This window comes from Egibacteraceae bacterium (genome assembly GCA_035540635.1).
GTDB lineage: Bacteria > Actinomycetota > Nitriliruptoria > Euzebyales > Egibacteraceae > DATLGH01.
On record DATLGH010000088.1, the window covers coordinates 1 to 15982 of the forward strand.

18 protein-coding genes are annotated in these 15982 nt (G+C 73.9%); 8 read left to right on the plus strand and 10 right to left on the minus strand.

Going from position 1 to position 15982, the window contains the following annotated elements:
• Positions 1-224, plus strand: a 224-nt coding sequence (locus tag VM324_13870; protein ID HVM00375.1) for a Sua5 family C-terminal domain-containing protein, incomplete at its 5' end; no start/stop codon positions are given.
• A gap of 154 nt (positions 225-378) precedes the next feature.
• Complete coding sequence (locus tag VM324_13875; protein ID HVM00376.1) at positions 379-816, plus strand: hypothetical protein; 438 nt, start codon at positions 379-381, stop codon at positions 814-816.
• Between the two features lie 81 nt (positions 817-897).
• Here VM324_13875 and VM324_13880 read toward each other — a convergent pair whose 3' ends face one another.
• The 5 genes from VM324_13880 to VM324_13900 form a co-directional block, all read right to left on the minus strand.
• Complete coding sequence (locus VM324_13880) at positions 898-1326, minus strand: hypothetical protein (protein ID HVM00377.1); 429 nt, start codon at positions 1324-1326, stop codon at positions 898-900.
• Positions 1327-1388: 62 nt separating this feature from the next.
• A complete protein-coding gene (locus VM324_13885) occupies positions 1389-3545 on the minus strand; it encodes an AAA family ATPase (GenBank protein ID HVM00378.1) in 2157 nt (718 codons plus the stop codon).
• A gap of 116 nt (positions 3546-3661) precedes the next feature.
• Positions 3662-4528 (minus strand): YtxH domain-containing protein, encoded by an 867-nt coding sequence (locus VM324_13890; GenBank protein HVM00379.1) that lies wholly within the window; start codon positions 4526-4528, stop codon positions 3662-3664.
• A 167-nt stretch (positions 4529-4695) separates the two neighbouring features.
• Positions 4696-6678 carry a hypothetical protein gene (locus VM324_13895; protein ID HVM00380.1) on the minus strand — a complete coding sequence of 661 codons (1983 nt, stop codon included), beginning with the start codon at positions 6676-6678 and terminating at the stop codon, positions 4696-4698.
• On the minus strand, positions 6675-8105 hold the full coding sequence (locus VM324_13900) for an AAA family ATPase (protein HVM00381.1): 1431 nt from the start codon (positions 8103-8105) through the stop codon (positions 6675-6677). The genes VM324_13895 and VM324_13900 overlap by 4 nt, the downstream gene beginning before the upstream one ends.
• Before the next feature lie 154 nt (positions 8106-8259).
• On the opposite strand from VM324_13900, the gene VM324_13905 reads away from it, so the two are divergent.
• Positions 8260-8664 (plus strand): hypothetical protein, encoded by a 405-nt coding sequence (locus tag VM324_13905; GenBank protein HVM00382.1) that lies wholly within the window; start codon positions 8260-8262, stop codon positions 8662-8664.
• Positions 8665-8680: 16 nt separating this feature from the next.
• Here the strand turns inward: VM324_13905 and VM324_13910 are convergent, their stop codons facing one another.
• A complete protein-coding gene (locus VM324_13910) occupies positions 8681-9157 on the minus strand; it encodes an ATP-binding protein (protein ID HVM00383.1) in 477 nt (158 codons plus the stop codon).
• A gap of 234 nt (positions 9158-9391) precedes the next feature.
• Between VM324_13910 and VM324_13915 the strand changes: the two genes are divergently transcribed.
• The gene (locus VM324_13915) at positions 9392-10240 is read left to right on the plus strand and encodes a sulfurtransferase (protein ID HVM00384.1); all 849 of its coding nucleotides are present in this window, start codon (positions 9392-9394) and stop codon (positions 10238-10240) included.
• Positions 10241-10261: 21 nt separating this feature from the next.
• Here VM324_13915 and VM324_13920 read toward each other — a convergent pair whose 3' ends face one another.
• Positions 10262-11368: an alanine--glyoxylate aminotransferase family protein gene (locus tag VM324_13920; GenBank protein ID HVM00385.1), complete on the minus strand. Its 1107-nt coding sequence runs from the start codon at positions 11366-11368 to the stop codon at positions 10262-10264.
• Positions 11369-11374: 6 nt separating this feature from the next.
• Here VM324_13920 and VM324_13925 point away from each other — a divergent pair, with 6 nt between their 5' ends.
• The 3 genes from VM324_13925 to VM324_13935 are packed head-to-tail and all read left to right on the plus strand — an operon-like array spanning position 11375 to position 13460.
• Positions 11375-11917 carry a DUF2087 domain-containing protein gene (locus tag VM324_13925; protein ID HVM00386.1) on the plus strand — a complete coding sequence of 181 codons (543 nt, stop codon included), beginning with the start codon at positions 11375-11377 and terminating at the stop codon, positions 11915-11917.
• A gap of 45 nt (positions 11918-11962) precedes the next feature.
• Positions 11963-12706 carry an alpha/beta fold hydrolase gene (locus VM324_13930; protein ID HVM00387.1) on the plus strand — a complete coding sequence of 248 codons (744 nt, stop codon included), beginning with the start codon at positions 11963-11965 and terminating at the stop codon, positions 12704-12706.
• 19 nt (positions 12707-12725) lie between these two features.
• Positions 12726-13460, plus strand: a complete 735-nt coding sequence (locus tag VM324_13935; GenBank protein ID HVM00388.1) for an ion transporter — start codon at positions 12726-12728, stop codon at positions 13458-13460.
• Here the strand turns inward: VM324_13935 and VM324_13940 are convergent.
• Both VM324_13940 and VM324_13945 read right to left on the minus strand, forming a co-directional pair.
• On the minus strand, positions 13457-13636 hold the full coding sequence (locus VM324_13940; GenBank protein HVM00389.1) for a hypothetical protein: 180 nt from the start codon (positions 13634-13636) through the stop codon (positions 13457-13459). The genes VM324_13935 and VM324_13940 overlap by 4 nt on opposite strands.
• Entirely contained in the window at positions 13633-14214 is a 582-nt protein-coding gene (locus tag VM324_13945) for a hypothetical protein (protein ID HVM00390.1), read from the minus strand. The genes VM324_13940 and VM324_13945 overlap by 4 nt, the downstream gene beginning before the upstream one ends.
• Before the next feature lie 198 nt (positions 14215-14412).
• Between VM324_13945 and VM324_13950 the strand changes: the two genes are divergently transcribed.
• Positions 14413-14841, plus strand: coding sequence for an SRPBCC family protein (locus VM324_13950; GenBank protein HVM00391.1), 429 nt, complete (start codon positions 14413-14415; stop codon positions 14839-14841).
• Positions 14842-15035: 194 nt separating this feature from the next.
• On the opposite strand, the gene VM324_13955 is transcribed toward VM324_13950, so the two are convergent.
• Entirely contained in the window at positions 15036-15980 is a 945-nt protein-coding gene (locus VM324_13955) for a DMT family transporter (GenBank protein ID HVM00392.1), read from the minus strand.
• Positions 15981-15982 lie beyond the last annotated feature (2 nt).

Below are 15982 nucleotides of genomic sequence, written 5' to 3' on the forward strand. Positions count from 1 at the left end.
CTCGCGGGGGCAGGCGGGTCGGGCTCGTCGGAACGGAGGCGGCGGCGGGCGGTGTGACGACGCTCGCCGTCGTGGACGGGCCTGAGGCGCTCGCCCGGGTGCTCTACGACACGCTGCGCGCAGCCGACGCCGAGGCGGTGGACGTCGTCGTCGTCGAGGCGGTGCCCGAGACCGGCATCGGCCGGGCGGTCATGGACCGGCTGCGGCGTGCGTCCGCAGGCTAGCACGCAATCCGCGCCTCGACAGGCGCCGAACCGCCCGTGAGCCGGCATTGTCCACAGGGACAGGTTCACCTCCGCACTCCGGGCACCCGAGACCATTACTGTGAGTCCCGGCAAGGCAGAGGGGCTGCCCGACAGCTCCACAGGAGACGCACCGATGAGCAGCACAGCGACCGAGACGGACTGGTTCAGACGCATCGCGGCCCTCACCGTCGAGCCGGACGGGGAGCGGCCGGAAGACCCGGTCGTCGCCGCCCGCCTTCTCGTCGTCCGACTCGTCTGCACCGCCCGGCTCGTCGCCTCCTCGCCCACCGCCGCGGCTGCCTGCCCTCCCGTCGCCGCGGGACTGGCGACGGAGCTCTCCGCCGCCGACGTGCCCCACCTGCCCCGCATCGGGCGTACCGACGCCCGCACGCTCGCCGCGGATTACCTCGAGGCGCTCTGCGGGGCGGCCGGCGCGGTCTACTTCTGTCGGCGGATCGAGCACGCCAGCGGACGCTGCTGGTTCAGCGTCCAGGGCCCCGGCGCCGACCTCTGCGGCCGCGTCCTTGCCGCCGGCCACCGGTGCTCCACGCCGACCCAGGACGTCTCGTAGCCACGCGGCCGCGCGGCACCCACCGGCTCGTCGGCCCGGGCGCGCGGCACTAGCGGTCGAACCGCCGGCGTGCCGCCTGCCTCAAGGTCGCTGGCGCCACACCGGCCGGCCGAGGTACCCGGCGTTCGGCGGGAACAGGCCGATGACACGCTGCTCGACGGTGGCGTCGACGGCCGCGGCGGCGAGGTCCTCGGCGGAGGCGTCACCCGCCACGAAGCGGCGGAGCACGTCGACGAACTCCTCGACGAACAGCGGGAAGGCTGCGTCCACCACGCGGCCGTTCACGTCGAGCCATATGTGGTCGACCTCCCAGCCACGCAGGTCGAGGCCACCGCGGTAGACGGTCGCGGACAGGCCGAGGTCCGCGGTGACGGCGGTGACCCGGCGCACCGTCGCGCGCGTGTCGACAGCGGACAGCGGCTCGTCGCGGTGGACGGCCGCAAGCCGGCGGCGCAGCTTCGCGTCGAGCGCCCGCGGCAGGGGCTGCGAGCGGAACCGCGTGGCCGCCACGTGGCACCTCCTTCCTGTCCCCCAGTATTGATCGGCAGGCGAGGCCCCGGGGGTGAACCTCCTCAGCCGCCCGCACCCGCAGCCGCGAGCCGCGCGGCCAGGCGCGTGCGACGGTGGCGGGTTCCCGACCCGGTACGCCGCGCCGCCGCCACGACGAGCTCGGGGGTCCCAACGAGCAACAGCCCCCGGGAGGCGCGGGTCACCGCGGTGTAGACGAGCTCGCGCCACAGCATCGCCCGGTGCGCGGGGTCGAGCACGAGCACCACGACGGGCCACTCCCCGCCCTGCGACTTGTGCACGGTCAGGCACCAGGCCGGCGACAGCTCGGCGGCGCGCTCCGCGTCGTAGGTGACGGTGCCGTGCGGGAAGGCGACCTCCACCGTCCGGTCGCGGGCGTCGGTCGCCACGACCTCCCCGACGTCGCCGTTGGCGACGTCGAGCTCGGCGTCGTTGCGCGTCTGCACGACCCGGTCGCCCTCGTGCCACCCCGCGACGGCCCGCCGGCCGGCGGCCGGGTTCAGCCGCTCCTTCAGCCGGGCGTTCAACCGGTCGACGCCCGCCGCTCCCCGGTACATCGGTGCGAGGACCTGCACGTCGGCGGGCGTGCAGCCGAAGTAGTCGGGGGCACGGACAGCGACGATCTCCGCGACGCGGTCGGCGACCCGGTCGGGATGCTCGCTCACCGCGAACACGTCGCCCATGGCGGGGCGCAGCTGCGCCACCTCCCCGGCGTTGATGTCGTGGGCCAGGGTCACGATGCGGCTCGCGGCGGCCTGGCGGTGGATGCGGGTCAGTCGCGTGGCGGTGACGAGTCCCCGCGCCCGCTCGTCGAGCAGGTCGCGCAGCACCGCCCCGGGACCGACCGACGGCAGCTGGTCGGCGTCGCCGACGAGCATGAGATGGGCGCCGTCGTCGACCGCCCGGACGAGCGCCTCGGCGAGGCGGAGGTCGGCCATCGACCATTCGTCTGCGACGATCATGTCGTGGGGCAGGCGGCGGTCGCCGTCGTAGCCGAACACGAAGCCCCCTCCCGGCGCGCCGCGGGCCTCGAGCAGCCGGTGGATCGTGCTCGCCGAACGCCCCGTCAGCTCCTCCACGCGCTTGGCGGCCCGGCCGGTCGGGGCGCAGAGGGCGACGCGGAGGTCGGCGGCCTCGCACGCCCTGGCGACCTCCACGACGGTGCGGGTCTTGCCCGTGCCGGGACCGCCGGTGAGCACCGACACCGGCGCGCGCAGCGCGGCGTGCACCGCGGCGGACTGCTCGGGCGTCAGCCCCTCGTCGGGTTCCCAGCGCCCGGCGGGTCCGGCGACCCGGGAGCGGGCGGCGTGCAACCGGGCGATCGCGTCGGCCAGCCCCCGCTCGGCGGCGAGGTCGCCGGGCGTGTACCACCACCGCCTTTCCGCCTCCTCGACGACGAGGTCGCCGTGTGCCGCCGCCGCCTCCAGCGCGCGCGCCACCACCGGCGGGTCGGCGCGCAGCAGGCGCGTCGCCTCGACCGTCATGGTGGGCTCGTCGAGCAGCACGTGCCCGCCGGCGAGGCAGGCCTGGCGGTGTGCGGTGCGCGCGCCCGCGACGAGCCGCCGCTCGTCGTGTGGGTCGAGCCCCTGCCGGCGCGCGAGCGCCTCGGCGTGCTGCCAGCCGACGCCCCGGACGGCGAGCAGCGCGTAGGGGTCGTCGGCGAGCACCTCGGCGACCCCGTCCCCGAAGGCCCGGTGCGCCGCCGCGGCCACCGCCGCCGACAGGCCGACCGTGCCGAGGTCGGTGACCAGCGCGGCGAGCGCACCGGTGTCGCGCCATGCCGCCGCGATCGCGCTCGCGAGCTTGGGGGACACCCCCCGCACCTCGGCGAGGCGGTCCGGCTCGGCCGCCACGACGGTCGGCAGGTCGAGGCCGAACGCGGCGACGAGCCGCTCAGCGGTCTTCTCGCCGACGCCGGGGAACCGCTCGGACGACAGGAAGGCGACGAGCGCGGCGGGGCTGCGCGGGCGGTCCTGCTCGTAGTAGGCGGCCTGGAACGTCGGCCCGTACTTGTGGTGCTCGGTCCAACGGCCGACCAGGCGCACGGGCTGGCCGGTCACCAGAGTCGCGAGGGGCCCCGCCGCCCGCCCGCCGTCGCCGGACAGCTCCACGACCCCGAAGCCGGTCGCGGGGTTGGCGAAGACGACGGCGGCAACCTCGCCCACCAGCTCTTCGTCGCCGAGCAGCCCGTCAGTGCGCATCGCCGCCAAGTCTGCCAGCCCCGGTCGCGCCGGGGCTCCCGCGCTGTGGAACGCCCGCCGCGACCAGCCGGCCGCGGCGGGATGAGGGCGCTTCCGCTACGCCACTCGCGCGCTGTCTAGCGGGGGGCGGTCAGCTGGAGGTCGACGTCCTCGACGCCCGGCACGCTCGCGATGACGTCGCGGATGGAATCCTCGTCGAAGCCCTCCGGGACGCTGCCGCGCACGAAGACCGTGCCCTCGGCGACGTTGACGTTCAGCTTCGGCAGCCCCGCCGTCCGGGGGTCCTCCCCGAGGCGGGTGCGCACCTCGTCGGCGATGGGCTTCTGGGCAGGGGGCGCGGCCATGTCCGCCGTGTCCTGCTGGAGGCGCTGCGCGGTCGTCGCGAGGTCCTCCCGGATCTCGTTGCCCCGCTGCGCGAGCTCGGTGCGCAGCTCCTCTCCGCGCTTCGGCGCGGTCAGCATGCCGATGAGGTAGCCGACGCCGGCACCGAGCAGCAGCGCGACCCAGGCCGGCAGGCCCCGGCGGGCCGGCTGGACGCCGAGCTTCTCCGCGGGCTTGCCGTGCGAGAGCCACTCACCGAGGCGCTCGAGCTGCTCGTCGCTCAGCCGTTGCGCGGTCGCGCGGGCCTGCTGCGCGGTCTCGGAGCTGCGCACGCGCTGGGCGAGCTCGCTCGCGCGTTCGTCGAGCTCGGCCTCCTTGATGAGCGTCTTGGTCCGGTCCACCACGCGGCTGCCCGTCGCCTGCGCGCGGGCGAACGCCTCCGACTCACGCAGTCGCTCGGCGAGGTCGCTCGCGCGCTCGGCGAGCTCGGCGGCGCGCTCCTGCAGGCCGTCGGCCTGCTCGCGCGCCTGCTCGGCGAGGCTGGACGCCTTGACCTTCAGGGCCCCGGCGGCCGCCTTGCGGCCCGCCGGCGACCGCGCGGCTGCTCGGGTGGCCTTCCTCCCCGTCCTGCTTGCCGCGACCTTCGTCTTGAGGCTCGCCATGCGTCCTCCTCCTGTGCGCAGTCGTAGAGGTGTGGTTGCTACCCTACGTCCCCCGCGAACCGGCCGGAGAAACGGTGCGCGGTCCCGCCGCCTCGCCCTGCTGTCCCGCGGCCGTGCAAGGCGCGCCGCGGCGCACCGCCACCAGGCTCACCGGGCGACGCGGTCGCTCACGCCGCGCGCCGGCCCCGCAGGAAGTCACGGACGACGAGGCGGCCGAGGTCGCGGAGGTCGGGGTAGAAGATCCGGCCCCCGTAGCCCGACACCATGTGCTCGACGAAGGCGGCGGCGCCGGGGTCGTGGTCGAGCAGGAACACGTTCATGGTGGCGCCGGTGCGTGCGAGACGTGCCGCCTCCCCCAGCGTCAGCCGTAGCGTCTCGGGCTCCGGGGGCCAGGAGAAGTAGGCGGAGACGCTCCCGCCGGGACCGGTCTGCAGGTGGGCGGTCGGCTCCCCGTCGGTGACCATGATCACCTGCTTCTCATCGCTCGGGTGGGCGCCGAGCAGACGGCGGGCGATCATGAAGGCGTGCTGCATGTTCGTGCCGTACACCCGCTCCCAGCCCGTCGTGAGCAGGTCGCGCGGCGCGAGCCGTCGCGCGTAGTCGCTGAAGCCCACGACGTAGAAGCGGTCCTCGGGGAAGCGCAGCGAGATGAGCGAGTGGAGGGCGAGCGCCACCTTCTTCGCGGGTATCCAGTTCCCGCGCAGCGGCATGGAGAAGCTCATGTCGAGGAGCAGGACCGTGGCGGCGCGCACCCGCCGCTCCGCCTCGGCGAGCTCGAAGTCCTCGGGGTCGAGCACCACCCGGCGGTGGCCCCGGCCGGGCGTCGGGCCACCCCCGCGGACGATGGCGTTGTGCAGGGTGCGCCCCACGTCGAGGCGGAACGGGTCGCCGAACCGCAGCGGGCGCGTCGACCCGCTGAGCTCCCCGTCGCCGCCGGCGCCGCGGGCGTCGTGGGAGCCGATGGACCCGGTCACCGCGCGCTCGTAGATCCGGGCGAGCGAGCGCTCGCCGAGGCGGCGGACGCCGCGGGCGGTGAGCTCGAGGCGCCCCCGGTGGCGCTGGGCCGCCCCGGCCGCCTCGAGGACCCGCTCGATCTCCTTCAGCGCCCGCAGCGCGCGGGCGGCGTCCTCGCCGAGCAGGCGGCGCAGCGCCTCCTCGTCGACGTCCTCCAGCCGGGCGCCGGCGTAGGCCTGTCCGAGGGCCTCCGCGAGGTCCTCGTAGTCCTGCAGGTGCTCGACCCAGTCGACGGTGTCGGCGAAGGAGCCGGCGAGGTCACCGCTCGGCATGGCGCCGCGCATCGGCTGGTCCCAGGCGAGGTGGGGGAAGAGCCCCTGGAGGGTTTGCGCGAGCTGCGCGGCCTGCGCCGACAGGTCGAGGTCGCCGAGCAGCTGCTCCGCCATCGCCGCGAGCTCGGCACGCTGCTGCGGATCGAGGCCGGCCAGCATCCGGCTCGTCGCGGCCATCCGGCGGGCGAGCTCGGCGAGGAGCTCGTCGAGCGTCGCCGGGTCCCCCGGCAGGAGGTCGCCGTGGCGCTCCTTGAAACGGGCGAAGTCCCCGCTCACGTCCTCGCCGCGGTCACGCTTCGCCACGAGGCCGTTGAGGTCCGCGAGGAGGTCGCGCATCCGCGCGAGGTCGTCGGCCGACAGCGAACCCAACGCCCCGGCCAGGCGCCCGAACGTCGCCCGGCCGACGTCGCGACGCAGCTCGTCGAGCAGCTCCCGGAAAGCCGCCGCCGCCCCGGCGTCCTCCCAGTCGTAGCGCTGCAGCGCGGCCAGCCGGCCCGCGGTGTCGTCCGGCAGCGCGTCGAGCGCTTGCCGGCGTGCTGCGGCGCCCGCCTCGTCGGCGGAGAAGTCGAGCGCCGCGCGCTCCCGGTCGAGGATCCGGCTGAGGCGCTCGGCGACCCGTTGCAGCGGGCCTTCCAGTCCCATGCGTGCGAGCTCGCGACGCCGTGCCTCCTCAACGCGCCGGCGCAGGGCCTCGAGGCCGGGGGTGCGCCCGGTCAGCCCGCGCCGCAGCAGCCGGGCGAGGGCCTGGTCCGGTCCGAGGCCCGCGAGCAGGTCGTCACCGATCTCCTCGAGCACCGCGTCGGCGGTCACCTCAGCGGGGAACGGATCCTGGGTGCCGCTCCAGCGGTCGTAGCGGGCTCTCATATCCCCGACGCGCGGTAGCGGAACGACCCCGGGCCGACGTCGGTGCGGTCGAGCCGGCGCGACAGGTGCAGCCCCTCGAGGGCGAACTCGAACGCCGAGGCCGCCAGCGCGGGGCTTTCCGACATCGAACCCTCGCGAGCGGGGCGCTCGCCCCCCTCGAGGGCGGCGACGAGCCTGCCGAGGCCGGGGATCTCGTCGAGCTGCCCGAGGAGCTCCTCGGAGCTCACGAGGTCGCCGGTCTCCACCGCGAGACCCTCGTCGAACTTCGCCACGAGGCCGGAGAGGTCGACCCCGGCCGTGCGACGGCGGAACACCTCGAGCAGGCAGCGGCGGAGCAGCCGCTCGAGGATCTCGGCCTCGCGGCCCTCCTCGAAGGTCTCGAACTCGACTTTGCCACTACCCGCGGCGACGACCTGGACGAGGTCAGCGGGTCGGGCCACGGCGTGCCCCTCTCCCGTGCGCGCCGCGCGCCGGGCGGCGCTGGCGGCGAGCGTCTCGTAGTTGGCGGTGGAGAACCGGACGCTCACGCCCGATCGTTGGTTGACCTCCGGCGCGGTCCGCAAGGAGCGGGTGAACGCCGCGAGAACCTCGGTGAGGAACGATGGCACGGTCACGTGCCGGGCGAGCACGCGCGCTTCTCGGTCGACGACCGCGATCTCGTCGGCGATGCGCAGCGGGTAGTGGGTGCGCACCTCCGCGCCGAAGCGGTCCTTCAACGGGGTGATGATCCGACCACGGTTCGTGTAGTCCTCCGGGTTTGCGGTGGCGACGACGAGGAGGTCGAGCGGCAGGCGGAGGCTGTAGCCGCGCACCTGCACGTCGCGCTCCTCCATGACGTTCAGCAGCGCGACCTGGATGCGCTCGGCGAGGTCGGGCAGCTCGTTGATCGCGATGATGCCGCGGTTGTGGCGCGGCACGAGGCCGAAGTGGATGGTGAGCTCGTCGGCGAGGTAGCGGCCCTCGGCGACCTTGATGGGGTCGACGTCGCCGATGAGGTCGGCCACGGCGATGTCCGGGGTGGCAAGCTTCTCCGCGAAGCGCTCCTCGCGCCCGATCCAGGTCAGGGGCGTGTCGTCGCCGTGCTCGCGCACCAGGGCGCGGGCCGCGGGTGAGAAGGGGTGGTAGGGGTGGTCGTTCACCTCGCTGCCGGCCACGACGGGGATCGCCTCGTCGAGCAGGGCGGGCAGCGAGCGCAGGATCCGGCTCTTCGCCTGACCCCGCTCCCCGAGGAGGATGAAGTCGTGGCCGGCGAGCAGCGCGGTCTCGAGCGCCGGAAGGACGGTGTCGTCGAACCCCACGAGCCCCGGGACGACCGGCTCGCCGTCACGCAGCCGCGCCGCCGCGTTGTCGGCGATCTCCTGCTTCACGCTCCGGTCCGGGTAGCCCGCGGCGCGCAGCGCTCCGATGGTCTCCGGACGCTTGTGCATGGTCGGCCCTTCGTTACGACGCTCCTCTAGGTCTACCCGGTCGAGGGTCCGTGACTCTCCGGGGCGCCCCCTGCACAATGAGCGGCCCAATGTCCTCCGCAGACCCCTTGGATCGGCCGATGACGCCCACGCAGCGCAGCCGCAGAGCCCGCCGGTGACCGTGACGACCAACCGGCCCTCGCTCCACTCGGGAGGCGGCGCGTACCCCCTCGAGGGCGCCCTCGTGCGCCTGCCCGCGGACGCCGACGCGCTCAGGGCGCTCCCCCCCGCGCCCCCGGGGGACGTCGTGAGCGTGTCGTTGTCCTCCCTGGCCGCCGCGGAGGCCGCCGCCGACCTGCTCACCGGCCTCGGCTACCGCGTCGTCGGTGTCGCACCGTCGGCCGGACCGGGCGCAGTGGCCGACTTCTTCGTGCCCCAACCCGTGCTCGAGCGGCATCCGCGCTGGTGGCGCTCGCTGGCGGACCGGGCGGACCGCACGTTCAGCCTCGCGGCGGGGCCGGTCCAGATCGCACTCGCCGACGTCCTGCGCCTCCACCGCTCGGGCCAGGCGCTCACGTAGCGAAGCGGTGTCAGGGTCAGCCCCGGCCCTGGCTGCGCTCCACCTCCTTCACGAGCGCGAGGCCCACTTCGGGCCAGTACTTCCGCAACGTCACGCTGGTCCCGTCCTCCTGGCGGATGAACTGCAGATCGTCGACGAGCGCGCGCATGAGCAGCACGCCCCTGCCAGTCTCGTTCTCCCCGTCGGGTTCGGGGTCGAGGAGGATGTCAGCTGGCAGTTCGAAGCCTGGGCCAAGGTCGACGACCTCGATCTCGCAGCCCTCGGCGTCCACGCTGAAGGCCACGGAGTAGGCGTTCGACCCCACGGCGTGGCGGATGGCGTTGGCGCAGGCTTCGGTGAGGGCAACCTGGATGTCGTTGGTGGCTTCACGCGGGGCGCCGATGTCATCGAAGACACAGCCGGCCACGTTGCGCAGCAGGCTCACGAACCGGGCGTCCCGGGGAAGTGACAGTTGTATGCTGAACAGCACGTCGGCTTCCCCTCCCTTTTCCATGTCGGTCCACTCCTCGCGGGCTCAACGGAGCCTTCCATCTCCTAGGACGACACAAACGGGGGCAACCCCGCCGGGGTGAGGGAGGCAACCTCCCTCCTCACGCCCCCGGGGACGGGCGTCCGGCCGGCGCCGAGCTACCGATTGCACTGTTTGCCACCCCAGGACCGCGGCGGGTGCTGGCTAGGCTCGTGCTCCACCTGTCATGAGGTGGATCTGCCGACAAGGAGCGCTGCCATGCCCGCCAATCCTGACGCCATCGTCACGGTCGACTGGGTCGCCGAACACCTCGACGACGACGACGTGGTGATCGCCGAGGTCGACGAGGACGCCACCGCCTACGAGGGCAGCCACATCCCCGGCGCGATCGGCTTCGACTGGAAGGCCGACTTCCAGGACCCCATGCGGCGGACCTTCCTCGACCGCGCCGGCTTCGAGCAGCTGATGGACGCGAAAGGCATCACCAACGACAGCCACGTCGTCCTCTACGGCGGCAACAACAACTGGTTCGCGGCCTACGCGTACTGGTACTTCAAGATCTACGGCCATGAGCGCGTGAGCCTCATGAACGGCGGCCGCAAGCTGTGGGAGCTGCAGGGCCGGCCGATGACGAGCGAGCCGACGAAGGTCGAGCCGGGTTCCGGCTACACGGCTTCCGAGCCCAACGCCGAGCTGCGTGCCCGCCGCGACGACATCCTCCAGCGCTACGTCGGGGCCCCCGAGGGCACCGCACTCGTCGACGTGCGTTCCCCGGCCGAGTACGCCGGGGAGCTCATCGCCCCGCCGCACCTGCCGAACGAGGGCGCCCAGGTGCCCGGTCACATCCCCGGCGCGGTGAACATCTCGTGGGGTAAGGCGGTCAACGACGACACCGGTGAGTTCCTGCCGGTCGAGGAGCTGCGCGAGCTCTACGCCGGCCAGGGTGTCACCGACGACAAGGACGTGGTGGCCTACTGCCGCATCGGGGAGCGCAGCGCGCACTCCTGGTTCGTGCTGCACGAGGTCCTGGGCTACGACAAGGTGCGCAACTACGACGGCTCCTGGACGGAGTACGGCTCCCTCGTCGACGTTCCCGTCGAGCGATGACGAGCGGGAGGCGCAAGGCCCTCAGCGGTCGGCGAGCAGGCGCTCGACCGCCGCGAGCAGCAGCAGGACGTTGCGCTCGCTCGCCGACGCGCCCATGAGCCCGATGCGCCACGCGCGACCGGCGTAGTCGCCGAGACCGGCGCCGACCTCGATGCCGTGGTCGGTGAGGAGGCGCCGGCGCCACGCCGCCTCGTCGACGCCGGCGGGCAGCGCAACGGTCGTCAGCTGCGGCAGCCGGTGACCCTCCTGGGCGAGCAGCTCGAGCCCGAGGCCCTGCAGGCCCTCGTGGAGCAGCCGCCCGAGGCGGGCATGCCGGTCGATCCGGTCCGCGAGGCCCTCCTCGAGGACGAGCCCCAACCCGGTGTGCAGCGCGTAGAGCATGGAGATGGGGGCGGTGTGGTGGTAGGTGCGCCCACCTGCCGCGTCGATGTAGCCGAGGATGAGCGTCACGTCGAGGTACCACGACTGCACGGGGGTTCGCCGGCTGCGGACCCGTTCGACGGCGGCGTCGGAGAAGGTGACCGGCGCCAGGCCGGGTGGGACCGACAGGCACTTCTGCGTGCCGGAGTAGCACACGTCGACCGACCAGCCGTCGACGTCGACGTCGACGCCGGCCAGGCTCGTCACCGTGTCGAGCACGAGCAGCGTGTCGGTCCCCGCCAGCGCCGCGCCGATCTCGGCCACCGGCTGGTGCACGCCGGTCGACGTCTCGGCGTGGACGAGCGTAGCCATGACCGGCCGGTGCCGGCGCACGGCTTCCACGAACGCGCCCGGGTCGATGATCCGCCCCCAGGGTGCCTCGACGGCGTGCACCCGCGCTCCGGCCCGGCGCGCGACCTCTGCGAGGCGGCCACCGAACACGCCGTTCACGGCGACGACCACGGCGTCGCCCGGCTCGACGAGGTTCACCACCGCCGCCTCGAGCCCTGCGCTGCCGGTGCCCGACACCGGGAAGCAGACGCGGTTGGTGGTGCGAAACACCGCCCGCAGGCGGTCGCCGATCTCGTCGAGCAGCGGCGTGAAGTCGGGATCGAGGTGTCCGAGCAGCGGTGCGGCCATGGCCTGGCGCACCGCCGGATGCACGTCGCTCGGTCCGGGGCCCATGAGGATGCGATCAGGTGGGAACATGGCGGCATGGTAGGCGCACTCGACTTCCTCAAGGTGGTTCTCGAACCGCGGCGGCTTGCAGTCCTCGGCTCGGTGGCGCTGCAGGCGCGCACCGTCGGCGAGATCGCAGGACGCACCGGGCAGCGCCCACGGGAGGTTCTCGAGACGCTGGCGCCCCTCGTCCAGGGCGGCGTCGTCACCCGTGCGGGCGACCGCTACGCGGTCTCGGCGGAGGCGTTGCGCGCGCTGGCCCGCGACTTGCCGCAGGCCGCGCCACCCGCACGCGAGATCGGCTACGGGATGACCGCCGAGGAGCAGGCGGTGCTCGCCCGCTTCTTCTCCGGGGCGCGGCTCACCGAGATCCCCGCGGCGCGCGGCAAGCGCCGCGTGGTGCTCGAGCGCATCGCCCTGGAGTTCGAGCCAGGGCGGCGCTATGCCGAACGCGACGTGAACGCGCTGCTCGAGCGGTACCACGGTGACTACGCCGCACTCCGGCGGTACCTGGTCGACGAGGGCTTCCTCGACCGGGCGCGGGACGAGTACTGGCGCGCGGGCGGCCGCGTCGACTAACGTCGCGCGACAGCCGGTGGCAGGAGGCCGACGATGGTGCACGTCATGCCGGGCTGCGAAGCCTGGTCCGCGGAGGGCGGCGACGTCGGCGTGCTCGTCGTGCACGGCTTCACCGGTAACCCGTCGAGCATGCGCCCGCTCGCCGAGGCGCTTGCCGCGCAGGGGTACGCCGTCGAGCTGCCCCGCCTGCCGGGTCACGGCACCCGCTGGCAGTGCCTGCAGAAGACGACATGGCACGACTGGACCCGCGAGGTGGTCGCCGCGTTCGAGACCCTGCGGGCGCGAACGCGGGCACGCGTGGCCGTGGGACTGTCGGGCGGCGGAGCGCTCGGTCTGTACCTCGCGGAGACGCGGGGAGAGCACCTGTCCGGACTCGCGCTCGTGAACCCGTGGCTCTACCACACGGACCCGTTCCGGGTCTTGCTCCCCGTGGCGAAGTGGGTGCTGCCCGCGGTGCCCGGGGTCGGCAACGACATCGCGAAGCCGGGCGCCGACGAGAAGCCCTACCCGAAGGTGCCGCTGAAGGCGGCCGCCAGCTTCATCGCCTTTCAGCGCCGGGTGCGGGCGCGTCTGGGTGCAGTCACCGTGCCGACGCTGCTGTTCACGACGCGCCAGGACCACGTCTTCGACCCGGAGAGGAACAGCCGGCTGCTTCTGGAGGGGATCGCCTCGGCGGACGTCGAGCAGGTGTGGTTGGAGCGCAGCTACCACGTCGCCACCCTCGACTACGACGCCGACGAGATCATCACCCGTACCGCCGCCTTCACCGCCCGCGTCACGAAGGGCTGACCACGGCGGGCGCCGCATCGTGAGTGACGACACCCCGCCCACCATCGGCCCGGATCCCGACGACGAACCGAGCCGGCGCGAACGCCTGGCGGCGCTCATCGAGGAACGGCTCGACATCCCCATGGCGGTGCTGGCGGTGGCCTGGGCGGTGCTCGTCGCCTACGACCTCGTCGCACCGCCGGAGATGCGCGAGGAGCTGGCCCTGGCGGGCAACGTCATCTGGGCGGTGTTCGTCGTGGAGTTCGTGCTGAAGCTCAGCGTCTCGGGGCGTCCTGTGCGGTTCCTGCGGCGGCGCTGGCCGAGCGTGCTCTTCCTGCTGCTGCCGGCGCTGCGGATGTTCCGGGTCCTGCGGGCGGTGCGGGCGCTGCGTGCGCTGCCGGCCGCCCGGGTCATAGGTTCGTCCTACCGCGCCGTCGGCACGGCCCGCAACCTGCTCCAGGGGCGACTCACGTTCCTGATGACCGCCACCGGCATCGCGGTCTTCTCGAGCGCCCAGATGCTCTACCTGCTCGAGCGCGGGAGGGACGGCGGTGTCCGCGGCCTGGGCGACGCCCTCTGGTGGTCGGCGAACCTCGCCGTCACCGGCAACCTCGTCTTCGACCCGGTCACCCTGCTCGGCAGGGTCCTCGCCATCCTGCTGTCGGCGTACTCCGTGGTCGTCTTCGCGTCGGTCGCCGCAGCGCTCGGCGCGTTCTTCATCGAGGCCCGTGCGGAGCGCGCAGCGGTCGAGGAGGAAGCCGGCGGCGACGCCTAGAAGAGCCAGCCGCCCGCGAAGATTGCCCAGAGGATCGCGAGCACGACGACGACCGCGCCGGCGATCGTCACGGGCTTGCCCCACCGGCTCGTCGCCCCCACAGGGTCGGCGGACTGCCCGGCGCGATCGTGGACCTCGCCGTGGTTGACGTTGGTTTCCTTGGGCTGCTCGCTCATCGCTGGATCTCGATCCCCGCGTCCTCGAGCTGGCGCTCGAGCTCCGTGACATTGGCTTCATCGGAGAAGAACGTGAAGGCCCCGACCAGGACCGCCACGCCGAGCACAAGACCGAGCAGTCCCGTGACGATCCCGCCGAGGGCGACGCCGGCGCCGGTGACCGACGGCGCGGCGGCTCGCCGACGACCGGAGATCCCAAGCGCGAGGGCGAGGATGCCGAGCAGCACACCGAGGGGCGCGAGCAGCGCGGTGAGGCTGGAGAACAGCGCCGCCACTCCGAGGGCGAGTGCGAACGCCGCTGCGGCGCTTGTCTTCGCGCCCGTCGCGCTCGCGACCACCGTTCCCGACGGGGCCGGCACGCGCCTGGGCGCATCCCTGCGGGCGGGCCGCTCAGCATCCTGCGTCTCCCCAGGTGCGGGAGGGACGTCGTTGCTGGTCCGCTCCTCCGCTTCACGACCACCGGGCGCCCGCGTGGACGCCTCGGCGCCGTGCGGCGACCGCCCGCGGGCGACCTCGTCGTCGGCCGTGGTGGTGGTCCGTTCGGTGGTCGTGTCTGCGTCGGCGGATCGGCGCGCCATAGCGTCCTCCAGGTGTGGGGCGGTTCGGGGCGGCCCGGCGGCGGGTCATGCGGCCCTCGCTCCCAGGTGTGCCCGGAAGGCGCATGTGGCTAACCTGTCCGCCCCTTCGCCCGGCCGGCCACGTCTGGTGGCGGCTCAACGCGGCCGGCCGCGGCCGGGTGATGTTGCCGTGCGGGCGCCTCGGGTAGAGGTCGGCCCATGGTCGTGCGGCTGGAGCTCTACGCCACCGGGGGTGCACCCCCCGAGGACACCTGGGCGGTGGTCTCCGACCTCCGTCGCCTTCCCGAGTGGACCGACGCCGAAGAGGTCGAGCGGGTCGAGCCCGAACCAGTCGCGCCTGGCACCGAGTTCGTCGTCGTGCGCGGTGACGACCGCCGTCTGTGGCGGGTGATGACGGCCGAGCCCCGGCTGCTCGAGGTCACCACCCAGACCCCCCGGGGGCCGCTCGCCATCGGCGTCCGCGTCGTACGGGACCCGTACGGCTCCCGCCTCGTGCTCGCCGGTGCCTACGACCCTCCTTGTCGCCGCGACGCCCTGCGGGTACGCGCCATCGACGCCCCGGCCTTGCGCCGGCGCTTCGACCGGTGGTCCCGGGCGGCACTCCGGCTCGCCGCAGCGGTCCGGTGACCCGAAGCAGCCTGCAGGACGTTCAGCACGACCCGACGCGCTCGTAGGGCCCGTGGTGCTGCTCGCGGACCGTCTTGTCGATCACGAACAGGTGCAGGCCCATGGCGACGCCGTCGCCGCCCACAGCCGCGACGCGACGAGGTGCACCGCAGCGATCGCCAGCGCGACGGCGAGCGCCACCGCCTCCACCGGCGTCATGCCCGCGACGTGGTCCGGGCCCGGCTGCTCGTCACCGACAGGTACACCCCGGAGAGGATGAGCGTCGCGCCGACCCAGAACGCCGGGGCTGGCAGCTCGTCGAGGATGAGCCAGGCGAATGCCGTCGCCGCGACGGGCTCGGCGAGGATGACGACCGCCACAGCGGTCGCGGTCAGGGTCGACAGCAGCGCGTTGAAAACGGTGTGGCCGAGCAGCTGGGGCCCGATCACGAGCCCGGCGACGGCAAGCCAGGTCCCCGTGGTGTAGCCCCCGAGCGGGGTGCCGGTGACCAGGCACAGGGCGAGCAGGAGCGCAGCGGCGACCCCGTAGACCGGCGCGGCGTAGACGGTCAGGGGCAGCCGCCGGCGCGCCGACCGCCCGATGACGAGGTAGCCGGCGACCATCACGGCACCGCCGAGGGCCATGGCGTCCCCGAGCAGCGCCCGCGGCCCGAGCTCCACCGCGCCGGCGTCGGCCACGGCGATGCCGGCGGCGCCAAGCACGGCGACGCCCATGCCGAGGCAGGTGCGCCGGCTCGGCGGCTCGCCGAGGAAGACGGCTGTGCCGATGCCGACGAACAGCGGGGCCGTCGTGACGAGCACCACCGAGGACGCGACGGTGGTGAGCTCCAGCGAGGGGATCCACAGGCCGAAGTGCAGCGCGAGCATGATCCCCGCAGCGCCGAGCTGGAGCCGTCGGGCCCGGTCGAGGCGCATCCCGGTGGCGCGCCGCACCTGCACCGCGAACGGCGCGAGGGCCACCGCCCCACCGGCGCAACGCCAGAACGCGAGCGCGAACGCCGGCGCGTCCGCTAGGCGGATGAGGATCGCCGCGGTCGACACCGCGGTGACGCCCACGGCGAGTGCGGCGGTGACGACCGGCGGGGACAGCAGCCGGACGGGAGGGGAGCCGGGACGCGGCCCAGCTCCCGGAAGGCTCACGG